The sequence below is a fragment of the Mycobacterium sp. IDUB_19 genome (assembly GCF_055419445.1).
In genome coordinates this window covers 174,076-197,864 of sequence record NZ_JBVAXR010000005.1, presented here as the reverse complement: position 1 = coordinate 197,864, position 23,789 = coordinate 174,076, and the positions used below count along the sequence as shown (strand labels likewise).

Annotated in this window: 23 protein-coding genes; 11 read left to right on the top strand and 12 right to left on the bottom strand. The window is 67.1% G+C overall.

The features are described from left to right. Positions 1–7 precede the first annotated feature (7 nt). The 3 genes from ACZY0B_RS07245 to ACZY0B_RS07235 all read right to left on the bottom strand — a co-directional run bounded on the left by ACZY0B_RS07245 (position 8) and on the right by ACZY0B_RS07235 (position 2,635). Complete coding sequence (locus ACZY0B_RS07245) at positions 8–655, bottom strand: vitamin K epoxide reductase family protein (RefSeq protein WP_463763349.1); 648 nt, start codon at positions 653–655, stop codon at positions 8–10. Next, on the bottom strand, positions 652–1,419 hold the full coding sequence (locus tag ACZY0B_RS07240) for a DsbA family protein (RefSeq protein ID WP_463763348.1): 768 nt from the start codon (positions 1,417–1,419) through the stop codon (positions 652–654). Before ACZY0B_RS07240 ends, ACZY0B_RS07245 begins: the two co-directional genes overlap by 4 nt. A 97-nt stretch (positions 1,420–1,516) precedes the next feature. Then, positions 1,517–2,635 (bottom strand): alpha/beta hydrolase, encoded by a 1,119-nt coding sequence (locus ACZY0B_RS07235; RefSeq protein WP_463763346.1) that lies wholly within the window; start codon positions 2,633–2,635, stop codon positions 1,517–1,519. Here ACZY0B_RS07235 and ACZY0B_RS07230 point away from each other — a divergent pair. Both ACZY0B_RS07230 and ACZY0B_RS07225 read left to right on the top strand, forming a co-directional pair. Then, positions 2,634–3,488: an aldo/keto reductase gene (locus ACZY0B_RS07230; RefSeq protein ID WP_463763342.1), complete on the top strand. Its 855-nt coding sequence runs from the start codon at positions 2,634–2,636 to the stop codon at positions 3,486–3,488. The two genes, ACZY0B_RS07235 and ACZY0B_RS07230, sit on opposite strands and share 2 nt — an antisense overlap. 6 nt (positions 3,489–3,494) lie before the next feature. Further along, entirely contained in the window at positions 3,495–4,340 is an 846-nt protein-coding gene (locus ACZY0B_RS07225; protein ID WP_463763387.1) for an aldo/keto reductase, read from the top strand. On the opposite strand, the gene ACZY0B_RS07220 is transcribed toward ACZY0B_RS07225, so the two are convergent. The 3 genes from ACZY0B_RS07220 to ACZY0B_RS07210 are packed head-to-tail and all read right to left on the bottom strand — an operon-like array spanning position 4,325 to position 8,957. Beyond that, complete coding sequence (locus ACZY0B_RS07220) at positions 4,325–5,053, bottom strand: HNH endonuclease family protein (protein ID WP_463763341.1); 729 nt, start codon at positions 5,051–5,053, stop codon at positions 4,325–4,327. The two genes, ACZY0B_RS07225 and ACZY0B_RS07220, sit on opposite strands and share 16 nt — an antisense overlap. After that, a complete protein-coding gene (gene recG / locus ACZY0B_RS07215) occupies positions 5,050–7,269 on the bottom strand; it encodes an ATP-dependent DNA helicase RecG (RefSeq protein ID WP_463763340.1) in 2,220 nt (739 codons plus the stop codon). Before recG ends, ACZY0B_RS07220 begins: the two co-directional genes overlap by 4 nt. A gap of 2 nt (positions 7,270–7,271) precedes the next feature. Next, positions 7,272–8,957, bottom strand: a complete 1,686-nt coding sequence (locus ACZY0B_RS07210) for a DAK2 domain-containing protein (RefSeq protein WP_463763339.1) — start codon at positions 8,955–8,957, stop codon at positions 7,272–7,274. A gap of 222 nt (positions 8,958–9,179) precedes the next feature. Here ACZY0B_RS07210 and rpmB point away from each other — a divergent pair, with 222 nt between their 5' ends. Then, the gene (gene rpmB, locus ACZY0B_RS07205) at positions 9,180–9,374 is read left to right on the top strand and encodes a 50S ribosomal protein L28 (protein ID WP_463763338.1); all 195 of its coding nucleotides are present in this window, start codon (positions 9,180–9,182) and stop codon (positions 9,372–9,374) included. Positions 9,375–9,395: 21 nt separating this feature from the next. On the opposite strand, the gene ACZY0B_RS07200 is transcribed toward rpmB, so the two are convergent. After that, positions 9,396–10,217, bottom strand: a complete 822-nt coding sequence (locus ACZY0B_RS07200; protein ID WP_463763337.1) for a mycofactocin-coupled SDR family oxidoreductase — start codon at positions 10,215–10,217, stop codon at positions 9,396–9,398. Positions 10,218–10,219: 2 nt separating this feature from the next. Further along, positions 10,220–11,110, bottom strand: a complete 891-nt coding sequence (locus ACZY0B_RS07195; protein ID WP_463763336.1) for an SDR family NAD(P)-dependent oxidoreductase — start codon at positions 11,108–11,110, stop codon at positions 10,220–10,222. A gap of 84 nt (positions 11,111–11,194) precedes the next feature. On the opposite strand from ACZY0B_RS07195, the gene ACZY0B_RS07190 reads away from it, so the two are divergent. Genes ACZY0B_RS07190 through ACZY0B_RS07175 form a run of 4 tightly spaced genes read left to right on the top strand, consistent with a single transcriptional unit; the run spans position 11,195 to position 14,954 of the window. Continuing rightward, the gene (locus tag ACZY0B_RS07190; protein WP_463763335.1) at positions 11,195–11,641 is read left to right on the top strand and encodes a nuclear transport factor 2 family protein; all 447 of its coding nucleotides are present in this window, start codon (positions 11,195–11,197) and stop codon (positions 11,639–11,641) included. Positions 11,642–11,645: 4 nt separating this feature from the next. Further along, positions 11,646–12,875, top strand: coding sequence for a sulfotransferase family protein (locus ACZY0B_RS07185; protein ID WP_463763334.1), 1,230 nt, complete (start codon positions 11,646–11,648; stop codon positions 12,873–12,875). Beyond that, the gene (locus tag ACZY0B_RS07180; RefSeq protein WP_463763333.1) at positions 12,868–14,121 is read left to right on the top strand and encodes a hypothetical protein; all 1,254 of its coding nucleotides are present in this window, start codon (positions 12,868–12,870) and stop codon (positions 14,119–14,121) included. Before ACZY0B_RS07185 ends, ACZY0B_RS07180 begins: the two co-directional genes overlap by 8 nt. Positions 14,122–14,123: 2 nt before the next feature. Beyond that, positions 14,124–14,954: an oxidoreductase gene (locus tag ACZY0B_RS07175; protein WP_463763332.1), complete on the top strand. Its 831-nt coding sequence runs from the start codon at positions 14,124–14,126 to the stop codon at positions 14,952–14,954. A gap of 17 nt (positions 14,955–14,971) precedes the next feature. Here the strand turns inward: ACZY0B_RS07175 and ACZY0B_RS07170 are convergent, their stop codons facing one another. Together ACZY0B_RS07170 and ACZY0B_RS07165 are read right to left on the bottom strand one after the other, a co-directional pair. Beyond that, the gene (locus ACZY0B_RS07170; protein WP_463763331.1) at positions 14,972–15,655 is read right to left on the bottom strand and encodes a uracil-DNA glycosylase; all 684 of its coding nucleotides are present in this window, start codon (positions 15,653–15,655) and stop codon (positions 14,972–14,974) included. Positions 15,656–15,664: 9 nt separating this feature from the next. Further along, entirely contained in the window at positions 15,665–16,633 is a 969-nt protein-coding gene (locus tag ACZY0B_RS07165; protein WP_463763330.1) for a thiamine-phosphate kinase, read from the bottom strand. Between the two features lie 214 nt (positions 16,634–16,847). On the opposite strand from ACZY0B_RS07165, the gene ACZY0B_RS07160 reads away from it, so the two are divergent. Continuing rightward, positions 16,848–17,417: a DUF3515 domain-containing protein gene (locus ACZY0B_RS07160; RefSeq protein ID WP_463763329.1), complete on the top strand. Its 570-nt coding sequence runs from the start codon at positions 16,848–16,850 to the stop codon at positions 17,415–17,417. On the opposite strand, the gene ACZY0B_RS07155 is transcribed toward ACZY0B_RS07160, so the two are convergent. Together ACZY0B_RS07155 and ACZY0B_RS07150 are read right to left on the bottom strand one after the other, a co-directional pair. Then, a complete protein-coding gene (locus ACZY0B_RS07155; RefSeq protein ID WP_463763386.1) occupies positions 17,414–18,523 on the bottom strand; it encodes a D-alanine--D-alanine ligase family protein in 1,110 nt (369 codons plus the stop codon). The two genes, ACZY0B_RS07160 and ACZY0B_RS07155, sit on opposite strands and share 4 nt — an antisense overlap. 123 nt (positions 18,524–18,646) lie before the next feature. Then, positions 18,647–19,678 carry an NAD(P)H-dependent glycerol-3-phosphate dehydrogenase gene (locus tag ACZY0B_RS07150; protein ID WP_463763328.1) on the bottom strand — a complete coding sequence of 344 codons (1,032 nt, stop codon included), beginning with the start codon at positions 19,676–19,678 and terminating at the stop codon, positions 18,647–18,649. A gap of 143 nt (positions 19,679–19,821) precedes the next feature. Between ACZY0B_RS07150 and cofC the strand changes: the two genes are divergently transcribed. The 3 genes from cofC to mutT1 all read left to right on the top strand — a co-directional run bounded on the left by cofC (position 19,822) and on the right by mutT1 (position 23,761). Then, positions 19,822–20,472: a 2-phospho-L-lactate guanylyltransferase gene (cofC, locus tag ACZY0B_RS07145; protein ID WP_463763327.1), complete on the top strand. Its 651-nt coding sequence runs from the start codon at positions 19,822–19,824 to the stop codon at positions 20,470–20,472. A gap of 86 nt (positions 20,473–20,558) precedes the next feature. Further along, positions 20,559–22,742, top strand: coding sequence for an RNA degradosome polyphosphate kinase (locus ACZY0B_RS07140; protein ID WP_463763326.1), 2,184 nt, complete (start codon positions 20,559–20,561; stop codon positions 22,740–22,742). A gap of 71 nt (positions 22,743–22,813) precedes the next feature. Continuing rightward, complete coding sequence (gene mutT1, locus ACZY0B_RS07135) at positions 22,814–23,761, top strand: 8-oxo-(d)GTP phosphatase MutT1 (RefSeq protein ID WP_463763325.1); 948 nt, start codon at positions 22,814–22,816, stop codon at positions 23,759–23,761. Positions 23,762–23,789: the final 28 nt, after the last annotated feature.

Sequence of the window (23,789 nt, the reverse complement as noted above, 5' to 3'; positions counted from 1 at the left end):
CGACTCCTTACAGAAGTGTCGACCAATAGTCCCAGAAACGCATCATGATCAGCAGAAACACCCCGGTGAACCACAGCGCGGTGATCGACCATCGCCATTGGTAGAGCAACCGTGCCGCGGTGCTGTCGCGGCTCTCGAGCACCGGACGAAATGCGAGGGACGCGACCACCACCAGCAGCGTGATCGTCATCGCCCACACCACCATGCAGTAGGGGCACAACGCCCCGATCCGGTACAGACTCTGGAAGATCAGCCAGTGCACGAACCCCGCACCGACCAGTAGTCCGGCCGCAAGCGCGGACCAAAACCATTGAGGTATAGATACTTTCGCTACTGCCAGGACGCCGGCAACCAACACGACGGTGAACGCAATGATGCCCAGCAGTGGGTTCGGGAAGCCAAGCACCGATGCCTGCGGCGTGATCATCACCGAGCCGCACGAGAGGATCGGGTTGAGGTTGCACGACGGCACGTAGGACGAGTTGAGCAGGATGTCGATCTTCTCCACCGTCAGGGTCGCCGACGAGGCCAGGCCGACCGCGCCGGCGATCAGCACCCACCATGCACTGAGCGTCGGCGCGGATGAGTCACGCGTCGAAGCCGGTGTCGGGTCGCCGGATCGCTCGGCGGGTTCGACCGACACCGCGACCGTCACGAAGCCGGCGGGGCGACGGGTGCGTCGATGCCCGGCACGTCACCCACGATGGTCTTGATCTTGGCGACCAGCGCATCGGGTGTCGACGGGTCGTAGTTCTCGCCGTTGATCTTGATCGTCGGGGTGGCGGTGATATTCGCGGCCGCAGCTTCCCCGGTGACCTTGGAGAGGTACTTCCCGCTGTTGATGCAGTCCGGCACCTTGCCGACGACGCCGGCTTCACGGGCGAGTTCGATCAGTTTCGCGTTGTCGGGGAAACTGGTGCCCCGCTCGTCGGGCTGGATACCGGTGGTGAACAGCGCGGTATGAAAGCGGCGGAACGCATCCATGTTCTCGTCGGCGACGCACAGGGACGCCGCCCCCGCCCGCGAGGAATAGTTCTGGTTCTTGGAGCTGTCGAGAATGGCCACCATCGAGTAGTCGGCGGCGATGGCGCCGGAATCGATCAGCTTGGAGACCGTCGGCCCGAAGGTGCGCTCGAAATTACCGCAGGCCGGGCACAGGAAGTCCTCGTAGAAGGTCACCACAGCCTTGGGGTTGTTCGTCCCGGGCTGGTTGACCACCTTGCTCGACGTCACGCGCACCGTGTCGCCCTGCCCGGCGACGGCGCCCTTCTTGTCGTGATGCGACGACACGATGTAGAAGACGAGCGCGACCGCGAAGATGATGATGAACGCGGTACCGCCGATCTGAATCAGGCGGCCGGACTTGCCGTCTGCGGACTTCAGGTCGAATCGGGGGGGACGTTTCGATTTGTCGGCCACAGGTTCCCTGGTCCTTCTGTGTTTAGGTCGGCTTTCGGGCGTCTCGACCGCGGTCGGGATGGCGCTTCTAGATTACCGGCGAGCGCCCGTGGGCAAATCAGGCCCGGCTCAGGTGGGCGCGCAGGGCCGAAATGAGATCGCTGGTCGCGGCCGCGCTGCCGCCGCCGAGCTGAAACAGACTGGCGAAACCGTGCGTCAGCGAACCCAAGCACCGCAGATCCACGGCGGTGCCGGCGGCCTGCAGCGCCGTGGCGTAACGCTCGCCTTCGTCGCGCAACGGGTCGAACCCGGCAACGGCGATCAGCGCGGGCGCCAGCCCGGACAGCGACTCGGCCAGCAGCGGCGATACCCGCGGGTCCGCCGGGTCGATGCCGGTGCCGCGCAGGTACTGGGCGGTGAACCAGTCGATGTCCCGCTTGGTCAGCAAGAAGCCGCGGGCGAACAGGCTGAGCGACCGGGTCTGCGCGGTGAAATCGGTCCGCGGGTAGATCAGCCACTGCAGCAGTGGCGCCGGGCCACCCTCGTCGCGCGTCAGCTGGCACACGATCGCGGCCAGGTTGCCGCCCGCGCTGTCTCCGCCGACCGCGACACGCCCGGGGATCGCGCCGAGTTCGCCGGCGTGCTCGTAGGCCCACTTGAACGCCGCATAGGCATCGTCGATGGCGGCCGGCGCCGGGTGCTCGGGAGCCAGCCGGTAGTCGATCGACAGCACGTGCACTCCGGCGTCGCGGCAGGTCAGCCGGCACAGCGGGTCGGCGGTGTCGAGATCGCCGAGCACCCAGCCCCCGCCGTGGTAGAAGACCACCAAGTCCGAGGCCTGGCCACTGGCCGGGCGGTAATGCCGCGCCGGGATCTCGCCGGCGGGTCCGGGGATCGTCAGGTCGTCAACCGTGACGTGAATCTGGGGCCCGGGCATGGCCAGGATCGACTGGCGCATCTGCATACGCGATGCCAGCGGGTCGCCATCGACCGCCAAGCCGTCGATACCGCCCAGCCGCAGACCAGACAGCATCAGCTGCAGGGTGGGATCAAGCGTGTTGCCGTCGATGATGATCGACCGGCCGCCGAACATCACCCGCTTGGCCGGCGTCGGAATCCACGGAATGACCTTGACGCCAACGTTGGTGACAATGTCCTGCACGCGACTGGCCCAGTGAGCCGATCCACGCCCGGGTTCCAGATGCAGGTCCGGTGCGCCTGGCAGACTCTGTGTCATGGCGGGCCCCCTAGAAAAAAACGGAAAAAACGTAGTCACGCTCAATGACGGTCATGCGATCCCCACCGTCGGGCTCGGAGTCTTCCAGGTCCCTCCGGCGCAGACCCAGCAGGCGGTGAGTAGTGCGCTGCGCGCCGGATACCGGCATATCGACACCGCCGCCGCCTACCGCAATGAACGGGAAACCGGGCGCGCGATTGCCGAGTCCGACGTGCCGCGCGACCAACTCTACGTGGTGACCAAATTGTGGAACGCGGACCAGGGCTACGACAGCACGTTGACGGCCTTCGACGCCAGCATGGACCGGCTCGGCCTCGACTATCTCGATCTCTACCTGATCCATTGGCCGCTGCCCGCGGTGGGAAAGTTCGTCGAAACCTTCAAGGCTTTCGCTCACCTGCGCGACCAGGGCCGGATCCGGTCCATCGGAGTCAGCAATTTCGAGGCCGAGCACCTCATGGTTCTGATCGATGCCACCGGCATCGTTCCCGCGGTCAATCAGGTCGAACTGCACCCTCGTTTTCCTCAGACGGAATTACGGAAAGTCCATGCCCAGCGCGGTATCGCGACCGAGGCGTGGGCGCCGCTGGGGCAAGGAGCGCTGCTGACACACCCGGCCGTCACCGCCATCGCCGAAGAAAGTGGGCGGACACCCGCCCAGGCGTTGATTAGGTGGCATATCCAGCTCGGTAATATCGTGATCCCCAAGTCGGTGAACCCTGCACGGATTGCGAGCAACTTCGACGTGTTCGATTTCGAACTCAGCGCCAGTCACATGGCGGCGATTTCCTCGCTGGACGACGGAACGCGGCTTGGTCCTGATCCACGAACCTTCAGTTTCACAGGTAGGTGAATGACGTTGACTGGCGATGCGGGCCTCGCCGCACCCTCGATCACTCTCAATGACGAAAACACGATGCCGGTGCTCGGCCTCGGCGTCGCGGATTTGTCGGAAGACGAGACCGAACGCGCGGTATCGGCGGCGCTGGAGGTCGGCTGCCGGCTGATCGACACCGCCACGGCGTACGGCAATGAAGCCGCGGTCGGTCGCGCGATCGCCGGCTCCGGGATTCCCCGCGCGGAATTGTTCGTCACCACCAAACTCGCCACCGCGGACCAGGGCTTGACGAGCTCTCAGGATGCCTGCAACGCCAGCCTGGAACGACTGGGCCTGGACTACCTGGACCTCTACCTCATTCACTGGCCGGCCGCCCCGCAGGGCATGTATGTGGACTCCTTCGGTGGGCTGCTGCAACTCCGCAGCGACGGACGCGCCCGCTCGATCGGCGTCGCCAACTTCACCGAGGAGCACCTGTCGATGGTCATCGATCTGGTCTTCACGACACCGGCGGTCAATCAGATCGAGCTGCACCCACTGCTCAACCAGGCCGACATGCGCAAGACGAACGCGCAGCACAATGTCGTGACGCAGTCCTACACGCCGCTGGCACTGGGCAAGTTGAATGACAACCCGACCGTGAACTCGGTCGCCGGCGAATACGGCAAGACGCCCTCGCAGGTGCTGCTGCGGTGGAACCTGCAGCTGGGTAACGCGGTCGTCTTCCGCTCGGCCAACGCCGAGCACATCGCCACCGACATCGACGTGTTCGATTTCGAATTGGCCGCCGAGCACATGGACGCGATCAACGCGCTCAATGACGGAACTCGGTTGCGCCCGGACCCGGACACCTACGACGGCGCCTGACCCGTTCCCGTCGGGCAGGTTGCGGCGGCCTGACGCAATGCGCCCGCCGACGCCTGCTCGACCGGCAGCTGGTACCCACGCAGCACCGCGATGAACTGCATGGCGTACTGGCAGGCGAATGCCTTGTTCGGCGGCATCCACAATGCCGGCGGCAGATCGCCCTTGTCCTGATTGGCCTGCCCCTGGACGGCCAGCAGGTTCGCCGGGTCGTTGGCGAAACGCCGCCGCTCGGGATCCGGCCAGCCGAACGCTCCCATATCCCAGGCGTAAGCGAGCGGGACGATGTGGTCGATCTGCACCGCTTCGCCCACCTTGGCGCCGCGTTGGAAGGCGATCGTGGTGTTGGTGTACGGGTCATTCAGCGTGCCGGTGGCCACGGCGTTGGGACACCGCTTGATCGCCACGTAGGTCTTGTCAACGAGGTCACGGTCGAGAATGTCGTCGCGGGTGTCGCAGCCGTTGTGCCCGCCCGGCGCGTCGTTGTCGTCGTCCCAGGCGTCGCCGTAGGCCGCCCTGCGGTAGTCGTAGCGGTGCACCCGTAGCGGCTGCACCGCAATGCCGGCCAGCACATCAGTTCCCGGCGCCACCGTGGGCACATCGGCGCGGGCGGTGATTTCCGCATGCTTGGCCGCCGTGGAATCCAGCGTCTGATAGGCGACCAGCACCGCGAGCACCGCAGCCACCGACAACCACAGCAGCACCTTGCGGTTCACGATTTGTCCAGATATTCGATGCGGTCGGTATCGGTGAATTGCGCTGCCAGCGAAGCCAATCCGGGCTGCCGGCTGTCGGATTCATATTCCCGGGTGCAGAATTCGCGCGCCGCTTCGATGAACGCCAGGTGGTCGGCCAGCGACAGCAGCCGCAAATTGATCGCCCGGCCAGACTGGTTGCGGCCCAGCACATCTCCTTCGCGGCGCTCTTTGAGATCGAGCTCGGAAAGGGCGAATCCGTCCAGGGTTTCGGCGACCGCGCGCAGCCGCCGGCCGGCGGGCGAGCCCGGCGAGCTCCAGGTGGCCAACAGACAAAGGCTCGGATGCTGGCCACGGCCGATGCGGCCGCGCAGCTGATGCAGCTGACTGATCCCGAACCGGTCGGCGTCCATCACCAGCATCACGGTGGCATTGGGGACGTCGACCCCGACCTCGATGACGGTGGTACACACCAGAACATCGGTCTCGCCGTTGCGAAAAGCCGCCATCGCGGCGTCCTTCTCTTCGGCGGGCAACCGCCCGTGCATCAGCCCCAGCCGCAGATTCGACAGCTCACCGGAGCGCAATCGGGCGAACAGGCCCTCGGCGGTTTCCGTCGGGCGCGCGTCTTCTTCCTTTTTCTCCGACTCGTCGGTCTCGTCGATACGGGGCGTCACCACGTAGGCCTGCCGGCCGGCCGCGACCTCCTCGCGGATGCGCTGCCAGGCGCGGTCCAGCCAGGCGGGTTTGTCGTGCACGAAAATGACGTTGCTGGTGATGGGCTGGCGTCCGCGCGGCAGCTCGCGCAGCGTCGAGGTTTCCAGGTCGCCGTAGACGGTCAGCGCGACCGTGCGCGGTATCGGTGTCGCCGTCATCACCAACAGGTGCGGCGTGATGTCGGCAGGAGCCTTGGCGCGCAACTGGTCTCGTTGCTCCACGCCGAACCGGTGCTGCTCGTCGACCACGACCATGCCCAAGTTGTGAAATTCCACCGAATCCTGCAGCAGGGCATGCGTGCCGATGACGATGCCCACTTCACCGCCGGCAATCTCGGCGCGGACTTGGTTCTTCTGCGCGGTCGACATCGATCCGGTCAGCAGCGCGGCCCGGGTCGCGTTGTCGGCCCCGCCCAGCTGGCCGGCCATCGCCAATGGGCCGAGCACATCGTTGATCGACCGAAGATGTTGTGCGGCAAGCACTTCCGTAGGCGCCAACAGTGCGCACTGGTAACCCGCATCGACCATCTGCAGCATCGCCAGCACCGCGATGATCGTCTTGCCGGAGCCGACCTCACCTTGCAGCAGCCGGTTCATCGGGCGAGTGGCCGCAAGGCCCTCGGACAGCACGTCGAGCGTTTCGCGTTGTCCCGCGGTCAACTCGAAGGGCAAGCGCCGCAATAGTTCTGCGACCAGACCATCAGACTGTGGCGGTGCCGGTGGTCCCGATTGCGACAGCTCACCATGCCGGCGCGACACCAGCGCCCACTGCAGCCCGACGGCTTCGTCGAAGGTCAATCGCTCCCGCGCGTGCCGGCGTTCCGCCTCGTCCTCGGCCAGATGAATCGCGCGCAGCGCCGCATCTTCGGACATCAGGTGGTGGGCGGCGATCAGCTCGTCGGGCAGCGGATCGGTCACCGGATCGAGGACCTCGAGCACCTGGCGCACGCAGGCATAGATGTCCCAGCTCTGCAGCTTGGTACTGGCCGGATAGATCGGGAAGAACCTGCGGTCGAATGCCGACATCAGATCCTCGCCGCTGAAGGCCGGAGCGGTGTCGGCGATGGTTTTGAGCGACTTGCTGCCGCGGTTGCGTCCACCGACCGAGTCCAGGATGAGAAAGTCCGGGTGCGTCAGCTGCATGACGTTTTTGAAGTATCCGACTTCGCCGGAGAGCATTACCCGCGTGCCCTTGGTGAGGTCCTTGCCGAGGTAGTCCGCGTTGAAGAACGTCGCGGTCACCTTGCTGCGACCGGAGCCCACGGTGATGCGCAGGCATTTGCGCCTCGGGTTCTTCTTCATCGGGAACGAGTGGGTGTCGGTGATGGTGTCGACGAGGGTGATGTGCTGACCCTGTTCGGGCCGCTCGTCCTCGGCATCCCATTTCGCGGCCGTTTCGGTGTAGCTGCGGGGGTAGTGGCGCAGCAGGTCGTCGACGGTCCGGATGCCGAACACCTCGTCGAGGGACTCCGCGGCCTTGGCGCCCAGCACGTAGTCCAGCCGATCGGACAGCGACACCACGGCTACTCGACCCCGATCAGCAGTGCGTCACCGCGATGCCCGGTCCGGTAAGTCACCAGCTCGGTCCCGGGATGGTTGTCGTGGACGTGCTCGCCCAGGATGTCGCAGACCGCGGTGGCATCGGCGTCGGCCTCGATGCCCGCGCCGACCAGCACCGTCACCAGATCCCCGCCCGCGGCCAGCAACAGATCGATGAGTCCGTTCGCGGCCGCGGCCGCGTCGGCGGCCACGATCAGCACCTCGCCACCCGCGATGCCCAGGCCGTCGCCCGGCTGACACCGACCCGCCCAGGTCAACGCGCTCTGGCTCGCGATGCGCACCGATCCGTGCCGGGCCCCACCGGCGGCGCGGGCCATCGTGTAGCCGTCGTCGACGGCCGGCCGGTCCGTTTCGTGCACGGCCAGCGCGGCCAGCCCCTGCACCATCGACCCCGACGGGATCGGCACCACGTCGATGCCCCAGCCGATGGCCGCGGTGCAGCCGGCCACCAGCTCCTCGGCGGCCACATAGCCGTTCGGCAGCACCATCACCTGCGCGGCACCGGCGTCGACCACTGCCCGCATCAGCTGGTGAGCGCTGATGTCGGTGGTCAGGTCGCCCGCGTCCGCGGCCGGCCGCAGCACGTGGGCACCCTCGCCGGCGAACAGCTCGGCGGCGCCGTCGCCGTCGACGACGGCCAGCACCGCGCGTTCCCTGGTCCAGCTGCCCGCTGGTCGCCCGACGGCCCCGCCGCTGAGCGCCGAGATCACGATCCGGCTGAGCCGCCCGGCCGCCAGCCCCGCTTCGACGGCGGCGCCCGCATCGTCGGTGTGCACGTGCACCGAGTACGTCGCTTGATTGGTGAAGGGCGCGGCGGCGATGGCCACGGAATCACCCAAGCCCATCAGCCGGTCCCGCAGGGCATTCGCGGCCGGCGGATTGCAGCCGTCGAGCCGGTACATCACCTCGAACTGCGGCGCGGGCCGTTCGGTCGTGCCCGCCGTCGGCGCCGCGCGCGGCGAGAGCTCATAGACCGTGCGGGCCGGCGCCTGCCCGATGACCGTCGAGCGCAGCGCGTCCAGCAGCACCAGCAGGCCCCGCCCGCCGGCGTCCACGGCACCGGCATCGGCAAGCACATCCAGCTGCTCAGGGGTCTTTTCCAGCGCGACCACCGCAGCGTCGCCGGCCGCGGTGATCGCCGAGGCCAGCCCGTCGTTCGCGCACTCGTCGACGGCGTCGGCGGCGGCTCGCAGCACCGAGACGATGGTCCCCGCGACCTCCTGGCCGCCCATCGAGGCGATCACCAGCTCGACGCCGCGCTGCAACGCCGCGCCGAGCAGCGCGGCGTCCAGGTGCGGCAGTTCACCGCCGCAAGCGGCGGCCGCGGTCGCGGTGACGTCGGCGATACCCCGCAGGATCTGCGACAGGATCACCCCGGAGTTGCCGCGCGCGCCGTTCAGCGCGCCCACCGACAGGGCGGAGGCGACCCGCGACACGCATCTGGGGCCGCCGTCGACGCCGATCCCCGCGTTGGCCTCGGCCAGCGCGGAACGCATCGTGAACAGCATGTTTGCGCCGGTATCGGAGTCGGCGACCGGGAACACGTTGAGGCGGTTGATCTCGTCGATGTGAGTGATCAGGTCGCTGACCGCGGTGTGCGCCCAGTCCCGCAAGGCCGGCGCGTCGAGCGGACGATCCGGATTGCCCACTGTGACCCACCTCCTCGGAGCCTCATTCGAGCCAGCCGCCGGCGGGCCAGGGCTGACCGCCCTACTGAGCCTAGCCAGCGGCGGCGACAGCGTCAGAGCTAAGCCGGGGAGTCAGTTGTGGATCGTTTTGGTGGTTGCCCACCAGAGTCGGTATCCTGGGCTGTCGCGGCGCGTCTCGACTATCCGTGCCGGACCCCCGAGAACATTTGAGGAGCTTGAACGATGGCCGCTGTGTGCGACATCTGCGGGAAAGGCCCCGGCTTCGGCAAGTCGGTGTCGCACTCCCACCGGCGCACCAGCCGGCGCTGGGACCCGAACGTTCAGACCGTGCACGTCGTGGCTCGTCCCGGCGGCAACAAGAAGCGCGTCAACGCCTGCGCGTCCTGCATCAAGGCCGGCAAGGTCCTCAGGGGCTAGTCCGGGGCTAGCCGGCCGCAGCTACATCACGATGTGCCCGGCGTCGACGGGTATCGACACGCCGGTCACGTAGCGCGCACGGGGACCGACCAACCACAGCACCGCTTCCGTCACGTCCTGCGGTTCGACCAACGGCACGTCGGGCAACAACATCTGCGAGACCGCCGGGTTCGGATTCTCCAGCATCCGGTTCACCACGAAGTCGTTGATGATCATCGGCGTCGAGACACCGCTCGGATGCACCGAGTTGACCCGAATCTTGTGTGGCGCATAGGCATTGGCGGCCGAACGCATCAAGCCCACCACGCCGTGCTTGGACGCGGCGTAGGCGAACATCGCGGCACTGCCGTCGCCACCCCGGCCGGTCAGGCCCTGCGACGAGCTGACCATCACGATCGAACCGCCCCGGCCCCGGCGAATGATCGACGGCACCGTCGCCAGCAGCGTGTGCCAGACCCCCTTGAGATTGGTGTCGACGATCGAGGTGAACACCGGCTCGGAATTGGTTTCGGGGTCACCGATCGCCACCACCCCGGCATTGGCGATGACGATGTCCACCTCTCCGAGGTCGTCGATGCCGCTGCGCACCCCGGCCTCCAGCTGGGTCAGGTCGCGGACGTCGGCGACGACGGTCGCGACCTTTCGACCTGCGGCTTCGACGAGCCGTGCGGTCTCGTCGAGATCCGATTTGGTCCCCAGCGGGTAGGGAATCGCGTCGATATCGGCGCAGATGTCCACCGCGATGATGTCGGCGCCCTGTTCGGCGAGCGCCACGGCGTGGCTGCGACCCTGGCCGCGCGCTGCGCCGGTGATGACGGCGACCGAATTGTCGAGTTCACCCATGGCTATACCTCCAGCGTTGTCCCGGTCTGTTCCTCGGCGAACGCCACCAGCCGGGCGGCCGCGTCATAATCGCACGCGAGCTCCGAACGACCGATCAGCACCGGGCCGCCGCGCAGGCCCATCCTGCCGCTGACACCGACGAAGCTGCCCGGCGGCACCGGTTCGCTGATGCAGTACAAGGTGGGCGCCGCACCCTCGTCGATGTCGTTGGCGAACCGGTCGGCCACCACCTTGACGGCCTTTTGCACCAACGACATCAACGGCGCGTCCGAGACGTTCGAGATGTTCGAGGCCACCCACCCCGGGTGGGTGAGTTGGCTGACGATCGCCGAACCGCCGGCCCGCAGTCGACGGTCCAGCTCGAGCCCCCACAACATGACCGCGAGCTTGGAGGCCGCATAGGACCCCAGCCTCGTCCACTTGGCGCGGCGCAGGTGCATGTCGTCGAGTCGCAGCGTGGCCGACTTGTGCGCGTCGGAGCCGACGTTGATGATCTGCGAGCGCACCCGGGGCAGCAGCAGGTTGGTCAGCGCGAACGGTCCGAGCAGGTTGGTGCCCAGCGTCATCTCGAAGCCGTCGACGGTCTCGATGCGTCGATCGGTGAGGGTGCCGGCGTTGTTGATCAGGATGTCGATTTCCCCGTCGACCCGATCGGCGAAGGCACGCACCGAAGACAGGTCCGCGAGATCGAGCTTGACCACCGACGTCGAGCCGCCCATCGCCGCGGCGCGTTGCTCACCCAACTCGGTGTTGCGCACGGCCAGGATCACGTGGGCGCCGGTTTTGGCCAGAGCTTGCGCGGTGCCCAGCCCCACGCCGTGGGTTGCCCCGGTCACGATGACTCGTTTGCCGGTCAAGTTGCCGAGGCGGCTCGGCGTCCAAGGTAACGTCACGGCGACTAAGAGTAATGGGCGGTTCTATGTAAGTTGGGTCAGTTCTGCCAACATGATCTGCAAACGGCACAGGAGTGGCTTGGCATGAGTGACAGCGCGCGAGAAATCACCAACCTGATCTACGCCTACGCCGAACTCCTCGACGGTGGCGACCTGGACGGGGTCGCCGGACTTTTCGAGCATGGCCGCATCTGCGGTATGGAACACGGTCCACCGGAGACGGTGTTCGAGGGATCCGCCCGGGTGCGGCAGATGTACGAGATGGCCACCCGCATCTACGAGGACGACGGCACCCCCAAGACCAAGCACAACACGACCAATGTGCAGCTGCACCTCGACGATGCCGCGGGGACCGCACGCAGCACGTCCTACTACTGCGTCACGCAGGCCACCCCCGACCTTCCGCTGCAGGTGATCGTCACCGGGCATTACCAGGACACCTTTCACCGGGTGGACGGCGCGTGGTGGTTCGACAGCCGCATCATGTTCGTCGACCAGGTCGGCGATGTCAGCCAGCACCTGAAGTTCTGAGCGCGTGGCAGCCTCGAACGCCTTCGACAACGCTTTTGACCCGGCCGCCGTGCTGGCCGACGCGCAGCGCAAGGAGACGCTGACCGAATGGGGCCCCGGCGAATTCGAGGGTCCGCTGCGGGTGTTGCTGGACGACTATGCGCGCGCCGACCTCAACGCCATCGGCGTGCACATCCTGCGCTCGGGCATCGTGCACAGCCTGCGCATGCGGCTTCGTACCCAGGAGTGGATCCGCCGCCACCCGGAGATCCTCGAGGAGCGGGTCGCCGCTCCGATCGTCGTCGTCGGAATGATGCGCAGCGGCACGACGCTGCTGCAACGACTACTGGCCGCCGACCCGCGTTTGCGCTGCGCCTACGGCTGGGAGGTCGTCGAGGTCGCACCCCGCCTGGACTATCAGTTCACCGACGCCGCCGATCCCCGCATCGCGATCAGCCAAGCGCGAGAAGCGAAATCCCGTGAGCTGGCCCCGGATCTGTTCGCCATCCACCCGATGTACGCGGCCGAAGCCGAGGAAGAGATCGTCTTTCTGGCCGACGCATTTTTATCCCATGTCCCCGAATCCGGTGCCCACCTTCCCCATTACCGGTCCTGGCTTGACGAGCAGGACTTCTCCCCCGCCTATCACCACCTGCACCGCATGCTGCAATTCGTCGGATGGCAGAAGCGGCAACGCTGTCCGGGGGGTGGCCAACAAGCACAACGCTGGGTGCTGAAATCCCCTGCGCACCTGGGCTATCTGGACTTACTGCGGGCGCAGTTTCCCGACCTGCACATCGTCCACATGCATCGCGACCCGCGCACCACGATCGCCTCGGGGGCCAGTTTGAACGCCACCCTGCACGCGATGCACGCCGACACCGTCGACGTGCACCGGGTCGGCGCGCAATGGCTGGCAAGGATGGGCTGGACCAATGACCGGGCCATGTCGATCCGCGACGGGTGGGCCCTGGAACCGGGCGGGGAAGCCGCGGTGGTCACCGACATCGGATTCGACGAGGCGGTGGCCGATCCGATCGGGCAGGTGGCCCGCGTCTACGGCGCCATCGGCCTGCCACTCACCGATATCGCCGAGGCCGCGATGCGGCACTGGCTCAAGGCGCGTCCCCGCGAGGCCGCCCGCCCCCCATACGGACTGGAAAACTACGGCCTGGCACCCGAGCAGGTCGACGAGCGATTCACCTTGTACAACAAGCGTTTTAGACAGCACATCGGAGGAACAGCGCATGCCTGACGATCCAGTCTCGACCGCATCCCAGCGCGAACAGGAGCTGGCCGCCCTCGACCTGATCGAGCACCCGACCGTCAAAGCCGCCTACCGCAGCGTGGCGCAGACCTGGCTGGGCCGGGCCAAGGCGTCGGACGCGATGCGCGAGCGGTTCGACGATTCGTTCGCCGAGGTGATGTTCTCGGCGGCGGTGTGGTCGTCCAACCAGGACAAGCTGCGGCCCAAGGTCAGCTGCATCACCCGGCTGGCGCACCCCGTGGAAGGCCGTCGCATTCCCGGATCACGCTGGGGCATCGACAATCCCGACAGCGTGTACCGCGTCATACCGATCTCGGGCGACGAACGCTACGAGATCCACGGCCGGGTCGGCGAGCACCGCATGACCGAGAACTACTTCACGCTGTGGGACGCACGGATGGGCACCGTCAACGTGCTCAACGGCCGCACCATGGCGGTCGAGGCCGACGGCAGCTACACCATCACCGTCGACGCCGATCCCGCCAACGGCCGTCCCAACCACGTGCAGACATCTGGGGAAGCCCACGAGTTCTACATCCGTGACGTGCTGCTGGACTGGGGCCGCGACGACCCCAATCATATTGAGGTACAACGCCTTGGCGGTCGTCCGGCTTCTACTGTAAGGCCGGCGCGCACCCTCGACGAGCAGGCCGACGCCACCGCGGCGATGATGGATTACTTCGCCAACTTCACCGGCAAGCTCAGCCACGGTGTGTACAAGATGCCCGCCAACCATTTCAACCTGGCCTGGTCGGCCGACAAGGTCGGCGCGATGCGCAACCAGGTTTATGTGATGGGGCGTTTCGAACTCGAGCCCGACGAGGCGTTCGTGGTCGACCTCAGCGACGGTGGCGCCGAATACTTCACCGTTCCCCTGAGCAATATCTGGGGCACCACGCTCGATCTCGTCGACCGCACCGGCAGCCTCAACAAGGCGCAGTCGGTCCCCAACCAGGACGGCACCTACACCTACGTGATCTCGCCCGTCGATCCCGGCGTCGCCAACTGGATCGACTCCGACGGCTTGGCCGAGGCCATCTTGACCCTGCGCATGGCCGAGTTCGGCGAGACCGGTCCCCGCGACGACCTGGGCGCCCGCGGACGGGTGATCAAACTCGACCGGCTCGACGCCGAGGTGCCCCAGCTGCCGCGGGTGAGCGCCCAGGAGCGCGCCGCCCAACTGGCCGACCGGCGCAAGGCCTATCTGCGCCGGCTACCGGAGGGAACGATCTAACGATGGCGCGCTGGTTGATCACCGGTTGTTCCACCGGCTTTGGCCGCGAGATCGCGCGCGCCGCCTTGGCAGCGGGCCACAGCGTGGTGGTGACCGCGCGCAAGGTCGACGCGGTGGGCGATCTCGCCGACGAATTCTCCGACCGCGCCGTGGCCGTGGCCCTCGACGTGACCGATGCCGCCCAGATCGCGGGGGCGGTGTCGGCGGCCGACGAGGCGTTCGGCGGCATCGACGTCCTGGTCAACAACGCCGGTCACGGCTATCTGTCTTCGGTGGAAGAGGGCGAGGACGCCGAGGTCCGAAAGTTGTTCGACGTCAACTACTTCGGGTCCGTCGACATGATCAAGGCGGTGCTGCCCGGCATGCGTGCCCGCGGGTCGGGGCACATCATCAACATTTCCTCGATGACCGGTCTGGTAGCCAACCCGCCCAACGCCTATTACTCGTCGACCAAGTTCGCGCTCGAGGCGGTGACCGAGGCGCTGGCCACCGAGGTTCGACCACTGGGCATCAAGGTGACCGCGATCGAGCCGGGCGCCTTCCGCACCGATTGGGCAACACGGTCGATGAAGGAATCGGGCAGCCCGATCGCCGCCTACGCCGACGTGGCAGCACGCAAGGACCTGATCAAGCAGTTCGCCGATCACCTGCCGGGCGACCCACGCAAGGTGGCCGAGGCGGTGCTGATGGTGACCACGCTGGACGAGCCCCCGTTGCGGCTACTGCTCGGCCGCGACGTGCTGAAGGCGATGCGCGACAAGATCGCCGCGATGTCGGCGTCGATCGAGGAGTGGAAATCCGTCACCAAGGACGTGAACTTCCCGGAGTCGTGACGGCCCGCCCGCCGCGGTCAGGGCAGCCGCCAGTCGATCGAGTCGGCTCCCATCCCGGCGAGTAGTTCGTTGGCGCGGCTGAACGGGCGCGAGCCGAAGAATCCGCGCGACGCCGACAGCGGCGACGGGTGTGGCGACTCGATCGCCACGCAGTTACCCTCCGCCAGCACCGGTTTGAGTGTCGACGCGTCGCGGCCCCACAGGATCGACACCATCGGCTGCGACCGCCCCACCAGGGCACGAATGGCACATTCGGTGACCGCCTCCCAGCCCTTGCCGCGATGCGACGCCGGATTGCTCGGACGCACCGTGAGGACCCTGTTCAATAGCAGCACGCCGCGCTGCGCCCAGGGCGTCAGATCGCCGCACGAGGGTTGCGGGTAGCCCAGGTCGGCTGAGTACTCGTCGAAGATATTGGACAGACTGCGCGGCAGCGGACGTACCTCGGGAGCCACCGAGAAGCTCAGGCCCACGGCATGGCCCGGCGTCGGGTACGGGTCTTGCCCGACGATCAGCACTCGCACCTGGTCGAACGGAAAAGTGAAGGCGCGCAAGACGTTCTGTCCGGCAGGTAGGTATTTGCGGCCGGCCGCGATCTCGGCTCGCAGAAACTCCCCCATCTGGGTCACCTGTTCGGCCACCGGCTGCAGCGCGGCGGCCCACCCCGGTTCGACGAGTTCACTCAACGGGCGCGCGGTCACTGCGCCACCTTAACTGCCAAACGACTGCCAGCCCGCGTATCCCTGCCAGTCGGCGCCGTCGACGAGCACCCGGGCCGGCCCGTCGAGCACCCGACCGATGACGCGCCACCCGGATGGCACCGGGCCGGCGAAACAGGCCACCAGCGCGTGATCTTCGCCGCCGCCCAGCACCCACGACCACGGATCGGCGCCCACCGCCGCCGCGGCCGCGTTCAGCGCATCGGCGTCCGGGGTCAGCGCCGCGGTGGACAGGTCGATCCCCACGCCGGACGCGTCGGCGACGTGCCGCAGGTCGGCGATCAGGCCGTCGGAGACGTCGATCATCGCCTGAGCCTCCGCCGCCGCGGCCACCACGCCCTGCCCGTAGGGCGGTTCGGGCACCAGATGACGGGCACGCAGTTCGTCGAATCCGCCAATCCCGTTGTCCAACAGTGAGTATCCGGCAGCGGAGCGGCCCAGTTCGCCGGTGACGGCAAGCACCGCCCCGGCTTTCGCGCCGGAACGCAGCACCGGCGCCCGGCCGCCCAAGTCGCCCAGCGCCGCCACCGACAACACCCATAGCGGCGCGCTGACCAGGTCGCCGCCGACGATGCCGGCGCCGATTCGCGCTGCCTCGTGCCACATTCCGTCGACCAACGCGTCCGCGTCCGCCGTCGGCGTATCGGCGGGTGCGCCGAAGCCGACCACGAATGCCGTGGCCCGCCCGCCCATCGCCTCGATGTCCGCGGCGTTCTGCGCGATCGCCTTGCGGCCGACATCGCGGGGCGTCGACCAGTCCAACCGGAAATGCCGGCCGGCCACCAGCATGTCGGTCGACACCACGGTCCGGCCGTCGCCGGCCGACACCACCGCCGCATCGTCGCCGGGTCCCAGCAGCACGGCATCGGGCTGCGTGCGCCCGCGGACCAGCCGGTCGATGACGGCGAATTCACCGAGCTGCCCCAAGGTGGGCGACTCCCCAGTTACGTCTTCGCGCACGTCACCTCCTGTCGCGCGCACCGACCGTGTGCGGCCCTCCTACCGCGGTCCGACCTGCGGTAAGTTTGGTCCCTGCCCGCGTAAGCGGACGGCGCCAGTGTAGAGCGCTGCGACGATGCGGGCGTGTGCCGCCTGAGGAGGAGCAGGGCCAGTTGTGCATGAGCATGGGAGGTGCCCGGGTGGTCGATGCTCTTTCGTCGACATCCGGGCGGTGATGGCAAGTTCGGACACCGACGACCCAGGCGGACCGCCACGGGCCCTGCTGATCGCCGCGGTTGCGGTGGCGGTCGTGGCGATCGGAATCGTCCTTGTCATCGCGGCAACCCGCCAAGCACCGCCGCAGCCGGTCGCCCTTTCCCCCGTGCCGGCGCCACAGGCCGACAGTTCCGCATGCCACGCACTCTCGGCGGCACTGCCGCAGCGGCTCGGGGACTACCAGCGTGCGCCACTGGCGCAGCCGGCGCCCGAAGGCGCGACCGCCTGGCGCGCCGCGACCGGCAGCGAGGCGGTGGTGTTGCGCTGCGGGCTGGACCGCCCGACCGGCTTCGTGGTCGGATCGGCGATCCAGATCGTCGACCGGGTGCAGTGGTTCGAAGTGACAGCCGAACAGCAATCCGCCGGTGACGCAGGAAGATCCACCTGGTACACGGTGGACCGGCCCGTGTATCTCGCACTGACCCTGCCGTCGGGATCCGGGCCGACACCGATCCAGCAGCTCTCCGAAGTGATCGACCACACCATCACGGCGGTGCCCATCGATCCCGCTCGGCCCGGCGGGCGTTAGCGCAGACCCGTACCCCGGGCCAAGGCCGTTTCGACCATGGTCGACAGCAGAGTCTGATAGTCGACGCCACTGGCCGCCCACATCCTCGGGTACATCGAGATCGTGGTGAACCCCGGCATCGTGTTGACCTCGTTGATCACCGGCCCGTCGTCGGTGAGGAAGAAGTCGACCCGGGCCAGGCCCTGGCAGTCGATGGCTTTGAACGCCCGGATCGCCAATTCGCGCACCGCGTCGGCGATGTCGTCGTCGACCTTGGCGGGTACATCCAATTCGGCTGCGTCGTCAAGGTATTTGGTCGCGAAGTCGTAGAAGCCGTCCTCGCGTCCGCGTACGCCGGCCACCCGGATCTCGCCGACCGTGCTGGCTTCTATTGCACCGTCTGGCATTTCGAGGACGCCGCATTCCAGCTCGCGACCATTGATCGCGGCCTCGATGATCACCTTCGGATCGTGGCGGCGAGCATCCGCCACCGCGGCGGCCAGCTCGCCCCAACGCGCGACACGGGTGACACCGATCGAGGACCCACCGCGTGCGGGCTTGACGAACACCGGCAACCCCAGGCGCTCCTGCTCCTGGGGGGGCAGCGTCTGCTGCGACGGACGCAGCACCGCGTACGCGCCGATGGGAAGTCCCTCGGCGACAAGCAACTTCTTGGTGAATTCCTTGTCCATCGCGACCGCGCTGGACAGCACACCGGCTCCGACGTACGGCACGCCGGCGAGTTCGAGCAGGCCCTGGATCGTGCCGTCCTCGCCGTAAGGGCCGTGCAGCACCGGGAACACCACGTCGACCGAGCCGAGGACTTCGCCGGCGCCGGGCGGTAGTGACACCAACTGGCCGCTGCGCCGCGGATCGGCCGGCAACGCCAGCTCGGTGCCCGACTCGGTGGTCACCCCCGGCAGTTGCCGGTTGGAGATCGCCAGCGCATCCGGGTCTCCGTCGGTCAGCACCCACGACCCTTCGGGGGTGATGCCGATCGCGACCACATCGAATCGCTGTGGGTCGAGGTTGCGCAGGATGCTGCCCGCGGACACACACGATATGGCGTGCTCGTTGCTGCGCCCACCGAAGACGACAGCAACGCGCACCCGGCTACCCCGTGACACGGGTGCCCGGCTCGTCTCGTCGCTGGCGTTCACAACCTGGAGAGGCTACCGCTTGGGACGCCGACAGGTCGGGTCGCCGATCGCTAACCGGGTTTTGCCAGCCTGCCGCACCGGCGAACGGGCTCATTCCGGCTTGGTGCTGCGGCCCAGCAGCAGGGCCATCGCCTCGTCGACCGAGAGTCCTTTGTGACAAACCCGGTGCACCGCGTCGGTGAGCGGCATCTCCACGTCGTAGCTGGACGCCAGCGCGAGCACGGACTCGCACGAGGTCACGCCCTCGACGACGTGCCCGTCCTGGCCCTGAAGCGCCGACTCCATGGTTGCGCCCCGGCCGAGGCGCTCACCCATCGACCGGTTGCGCGAATGCGGCGATGTGCAGGTGGCCACCAGGTCACCCACGCCTGCCAGCCCGGCCAGCGTCGCGCCCTTGGCGCCCAGCGCGATTCCCAGCCGCATGATCTCGGCCAGGCCGCGGGTGATGATCGCCGCGGCGGTGTTCTCGCCCAGGCCGACGCCGGCCGCCATCCCGCACGCGAGCGCGATGACGTTCTTGCAGGCCCCGCCGATCTCGGTGCCGACCACATCGCTGTTGGTGTACGGGCGGAAGTACCCGGTGTTCAGCATGCGCTGCACGGCGACCGCGCGGCCGGAGTCGTTGCACGCGACCACGGTGGCGGCGGGTTGACATTCGGAGATCTCGCTGGCCAGGTTCGGCCCGGAAATCACCGCGACCTGCGACGGGTCGACTCCGGTCACCGAAACGATGACCTGGCTCATCCGCATCAGGGTGCCCAGTTCGATGCCTTTGGCCAGGCTGACCAGCGTCGCACCGTCGGCGATCAGGCCGGACCACTGCTCGAGGTTGCTCCGCAGGTTCTGCGCCGGGACGCCCAGCAGCACGGTCGTCGCGCCGCGTAACGCCTCGGCCGCGTCGCCGGTGGCCCGGATGGCCGACGGTAGCAAGGTGCCGGGCAGGTAGGCGGGGTTGTATCGGGTGGTGTTGATCTGCTCGGCGACGTCGGATCGACGTGCCCACAATGTGATCTCTGCTGCCGGTGCTCCGGTCGTTTCGGCGGCCTCGGCGAGCACCTTGGCCAGCGCGGTTCCCCATGCTCCGGCGCCCATTACCGCGACGGCGCCCGATGTGCTGGCCATTTCTCATCCCGATCTGTCATCCACGCGGCATCTGCAGCCGCTACACCCTAGAACAGGGACGGGGACCGTCACCATGTCCCCCGCGAGGCGGGGCGCCCCGGCTCGCTGACCGGGGCGAAAGGCGGCGCTGGCAGGATTGAGTCATGAGCGGCGCAAGGGATGATGGTGCGGGCGATATCGCGTTGATCATCGCCGTCAAGCGGTTGGCCGCCGCCAAGACCAGGCTGGCTCCGGTCTTCTCGGCGCGGACCCGGGAAACCGTGGTGCTGGCGATGTTGGTGGACACCGTGACCGCCGCGGCGGGGGTCGCATCGGTCGGCTCGATCACGGTCATCACTCCCGACGACGCCGCGGCGGCCGCGGCGGTGGGACTTGGAGCGCAGGTGCTCGCCGACCCGACACCGCAAGGCCATGAGGATCCGTTGAACCACGCCATTGCCGCCGCCGAACGTTCTGTGGCCCAGTCTTTCTCCAATGTTGTTGCACTGCAGGGTGATTTGCCCGCTTTACAGACACAGGAGCTGGCCGGCGCGATCGCTGCCGCACGCCAGCATCGGCGCTCCTTCGTTGCCGACCGGCTGGCAACCGGTACCGCGGCGCTGTGCGCATTCGGCGCCGCATTGGATCCACACTTCGGGTCGGAATCGGCCGAGCGGCATCGCCGTTCGGGCGCGATCGAGCTGACGGGAGCATGGCCCGGCTTGCGCTGCGATGTCGACACTCCTGCCGACTTGGTGGCCGCCCGCCGTCTCGGTGTCGGAACGGCAACCGCGCGCGCCATCGCGCAGCATTGAGAAAAGGCGCCTGGCAAACCTGTCCGGCGGATGAACGGCTCGCCAACGGCGAATGGATCTCTACCGAGCGCTAGCAGCACCAGCGGGTGATGAGCAATGATTCCATCGTGACCGATATCGAAGCTGAAGCACAGCTCGACGAGACCGCGTGGCATTCCGGCGACAACGCCGTGGGAGCACCACCCGCGGCGACCCCCGCCGCGATCGACGACGTGCTGCCGGAGGAGCGTTACCTCAACCGCGAACTGAGCTGGCTGGACTTCAACGCGCGCGTGCTGGCCTTGGCCGCCGATACCTCATTGCCGTTGTTGGAGCGGGCCAAGTTTCTGGCGATCTTCGCGTCCAACCTCGACGAGTTCTACATGGTCCGGGTGGCCGGCCTCAAGCGCCGCGACGAGATGGGACTGTCGGTCCGCTCGGCCGACGGCCTGACACCGCGTGAGCAACTGGCCCGCATCGGCGAACAGACGCAGCGGATCGCGACCCGGCACGCCCGGGAATTCCTCGACTCGGTGCGACCGGCACTCGCACAAGAAGGCATCTATATCGTCACGTGGGCCGATCTGGATCAAGCCGAGCGCGACCAACTGCAGACCTATTTCAACGAGCAGGTCTTCCCGGTCTTGACCCCGCTCGCCGTCGACCCGGCGCACCCGTTCCCGTTTGTCAGCGGGCTGAGCCTGAACCTCGCCGTCACGGTCAAGGACGACGGTGGTCAGCACTTCGCCCGAGTCAAGGTGCCCGACAACGTCGATCGCTTCGTCGAACTTCAAAGCCCCGGCGACACGGACGAGGGCCGGGCCGTGATCCGGTACCTGCCAACCGAAGAGCTGATCGCGGCGTTCCTGCCGGTGCTGTTCCCCGGCATGGAAATCGTCGAGCACCACGCGTTCCGCATTACCCGCAACGCCGAGTACGAGGTTGAAGAGGACCGCGACGAGGACCTACTGCAGGCGCTGGAGCGGGAATTGGCGCGCCGGCGGTTCGGTTCGCCGGTGCGACTCGAGATCGCCGACGATATGACCGAGAGCATGTTGGAGCTGCTGCTGCGCGAACTCGACGTGAATCCCGGTGACGTCGTTGAGGTCCCCGGGCTTCTCGACCTCTCGTCGTTGTGGCAGATCTACGGCGTCGACCGGCCGGCACTGAAAGACCGCACCTGGATTCCGGCCACCAGTCCCGCCTTCGCCGACCGCGAGACACCGAAGAGCATCTTCGCGACGCTGCGCGAAGGCGATGTGCTGCTTCACCATCCGTATGAGTCGTTCTCCACGAGCGTGCAACGATTCATCGAGCAGGCGGCCGCCGACCCCAACGTGCTGGCGATCAAGCAGACGCTGTACCGCACCTCCGGTGACTCGCCGATCGTTCGGGCACTGATCCAAGCCGCCGAGGCCGGAAAGCAAGTCGTGGCAATGGTGGAGATCAAGGCGCGCTTCGACGAGCAGGCCAACATCCGCTGGGCACGCACCCTTGAGCAATCGGGCGTGCACGTCGTCTACGGGTACGTCGGACTCAAGACGCACTGCAAAACCTGCCTGGTGGTACGGCGCGAAGGTTCGACCATCCGGCGCTACTGCCATATCGGGACCGGCAATTACAACGGGAAGACCGCGCGACTGTACGAGGATGTCGGTCTGCTCACGGCGTCCCCGGAGATCGGGGCCGACCTGACGGACTTGTTCAATTCACTGACCGGCTACTCGCGCAAGGTCTCCTACCGCAACCTCTTGGTTGCCCCACACAGCGTTCGCACCGGAATCATCGAGCGCGTCGAGCGCGAGATTGCCGCGCATCGCGAACATGGCGGTGGCCGGATCCGGATGAAGATGAACGCTCTGGTCGACGAGCAGGTCATCGACGCGCTGTATCGCGCGTCGCGGGCCGGCGTGCGGGTCGAGGTGGTGGTGCGCGGCATCTGCGCGCTGCGCCCGGGCACCGAGGGCTTCTCGGAAAACATTTCGGTCCGCTCGATCCTCGGCCGATTCCTGGAGCACTCGCGGATCATGCATTTCAGTTGCATCAACGAGTTCTGGATCGGCAGTGCCGACATGATGCACCGCAACCTCGACCGCCGGGTCGAGGCGCTGGTTCAGGTCAAGGATCCGAAGCTGACCGCGTATCTGAACGACTTGTTCGAGTCCGCGCTGGATCCGTCCACGCGGTGCTGGGAACTCGAGTCGGACGGGCAGTGGATCGCGTCGCCGCGGGAAGGACACTCGGTGCGCGACCACCAGGAGTCACTGATGGAGCGCCACCGCAGCGACTGACGCCGTGTGGTAACTTTCCAGGCCACCCCAAGGCCGGTGTGGCGCTGGCCGAATTGACCTGCAGGAGTGTGGTGTCGGACCAGAACTCGTCAGGCGGTCGGCGCTCAGGCAAGCGCATCGTCTACGCCGCAGGCGCGGTGCTGTGGCGGCAAGCCGGCGCCGATTCGGCCAACCCCGAGCTCGAGATCGCCGTCATCCACCGTCCCCGCTACGACGATTGGTCACTGCCCAAGGGCAAAGTGGACCCCGGCGAAACGGCACCGGTGGCCGCGGTGCGCGAGGTGCTCGAGGAGACCGGACACCACTGCGTGCTCGGCAGGCGCCTCAACAAGGTGAGCTATCCGATCGACCAGGGTGTCAAAAAGGTCTACTACTGGGCGGCGCGGAGCACCGGCGGCGAATTCGAACCGGGCAAAGAGGTCGACAAGCTGATCTGGTTGCCCGTCGCCGACGCGATGAAGAAACTCGACTACGCCCAAGACCGAAACGTGTTGCAGCGCTTCGCAAAACAGCCCGCTGACACGCACACCGTATTGGTGGTCCGGCACGGTACGGCGGGCCGGAAGTCACGCTTCTCCGGAGACGACACCAAGCGAACGTTGGACAAACGAGGACGCGCACAGGCCGAAGCGTTGGTCGCACAGCTGATGGCGTTCGGCGCCACCGACGTGTACGCCGCCGATCGGGTGCGCTGTCACCAGACCGTTGAGCCGCTCGCCGAAGAGCTGGGTGTGACGATCGAGAACGAGCCCACCCTCACCGAGGAGTCGTACGCCAAGAACCCCAAACGCAGCCGGCACCGGATGCTGCGTATCGCCGAGCACAAGGGCACACCGGTGATCTGCTCGCAGGGCAAGGTGATCCCGGATCTGATCGAATGGTGGTGCGAGCGCGACGGAGTGCGCCCCGACAAATCCCGCAATCACAAGGGCAGTACTTGGGTGCTGTCGCTGTCCGACGGCCGACTGGTCGGGGCCGATCACATCGGCGGCGCGCTGGCCGCCAACGTCAGGGCCTGACACGCGAAATACCCTTCGGGGGCAGACT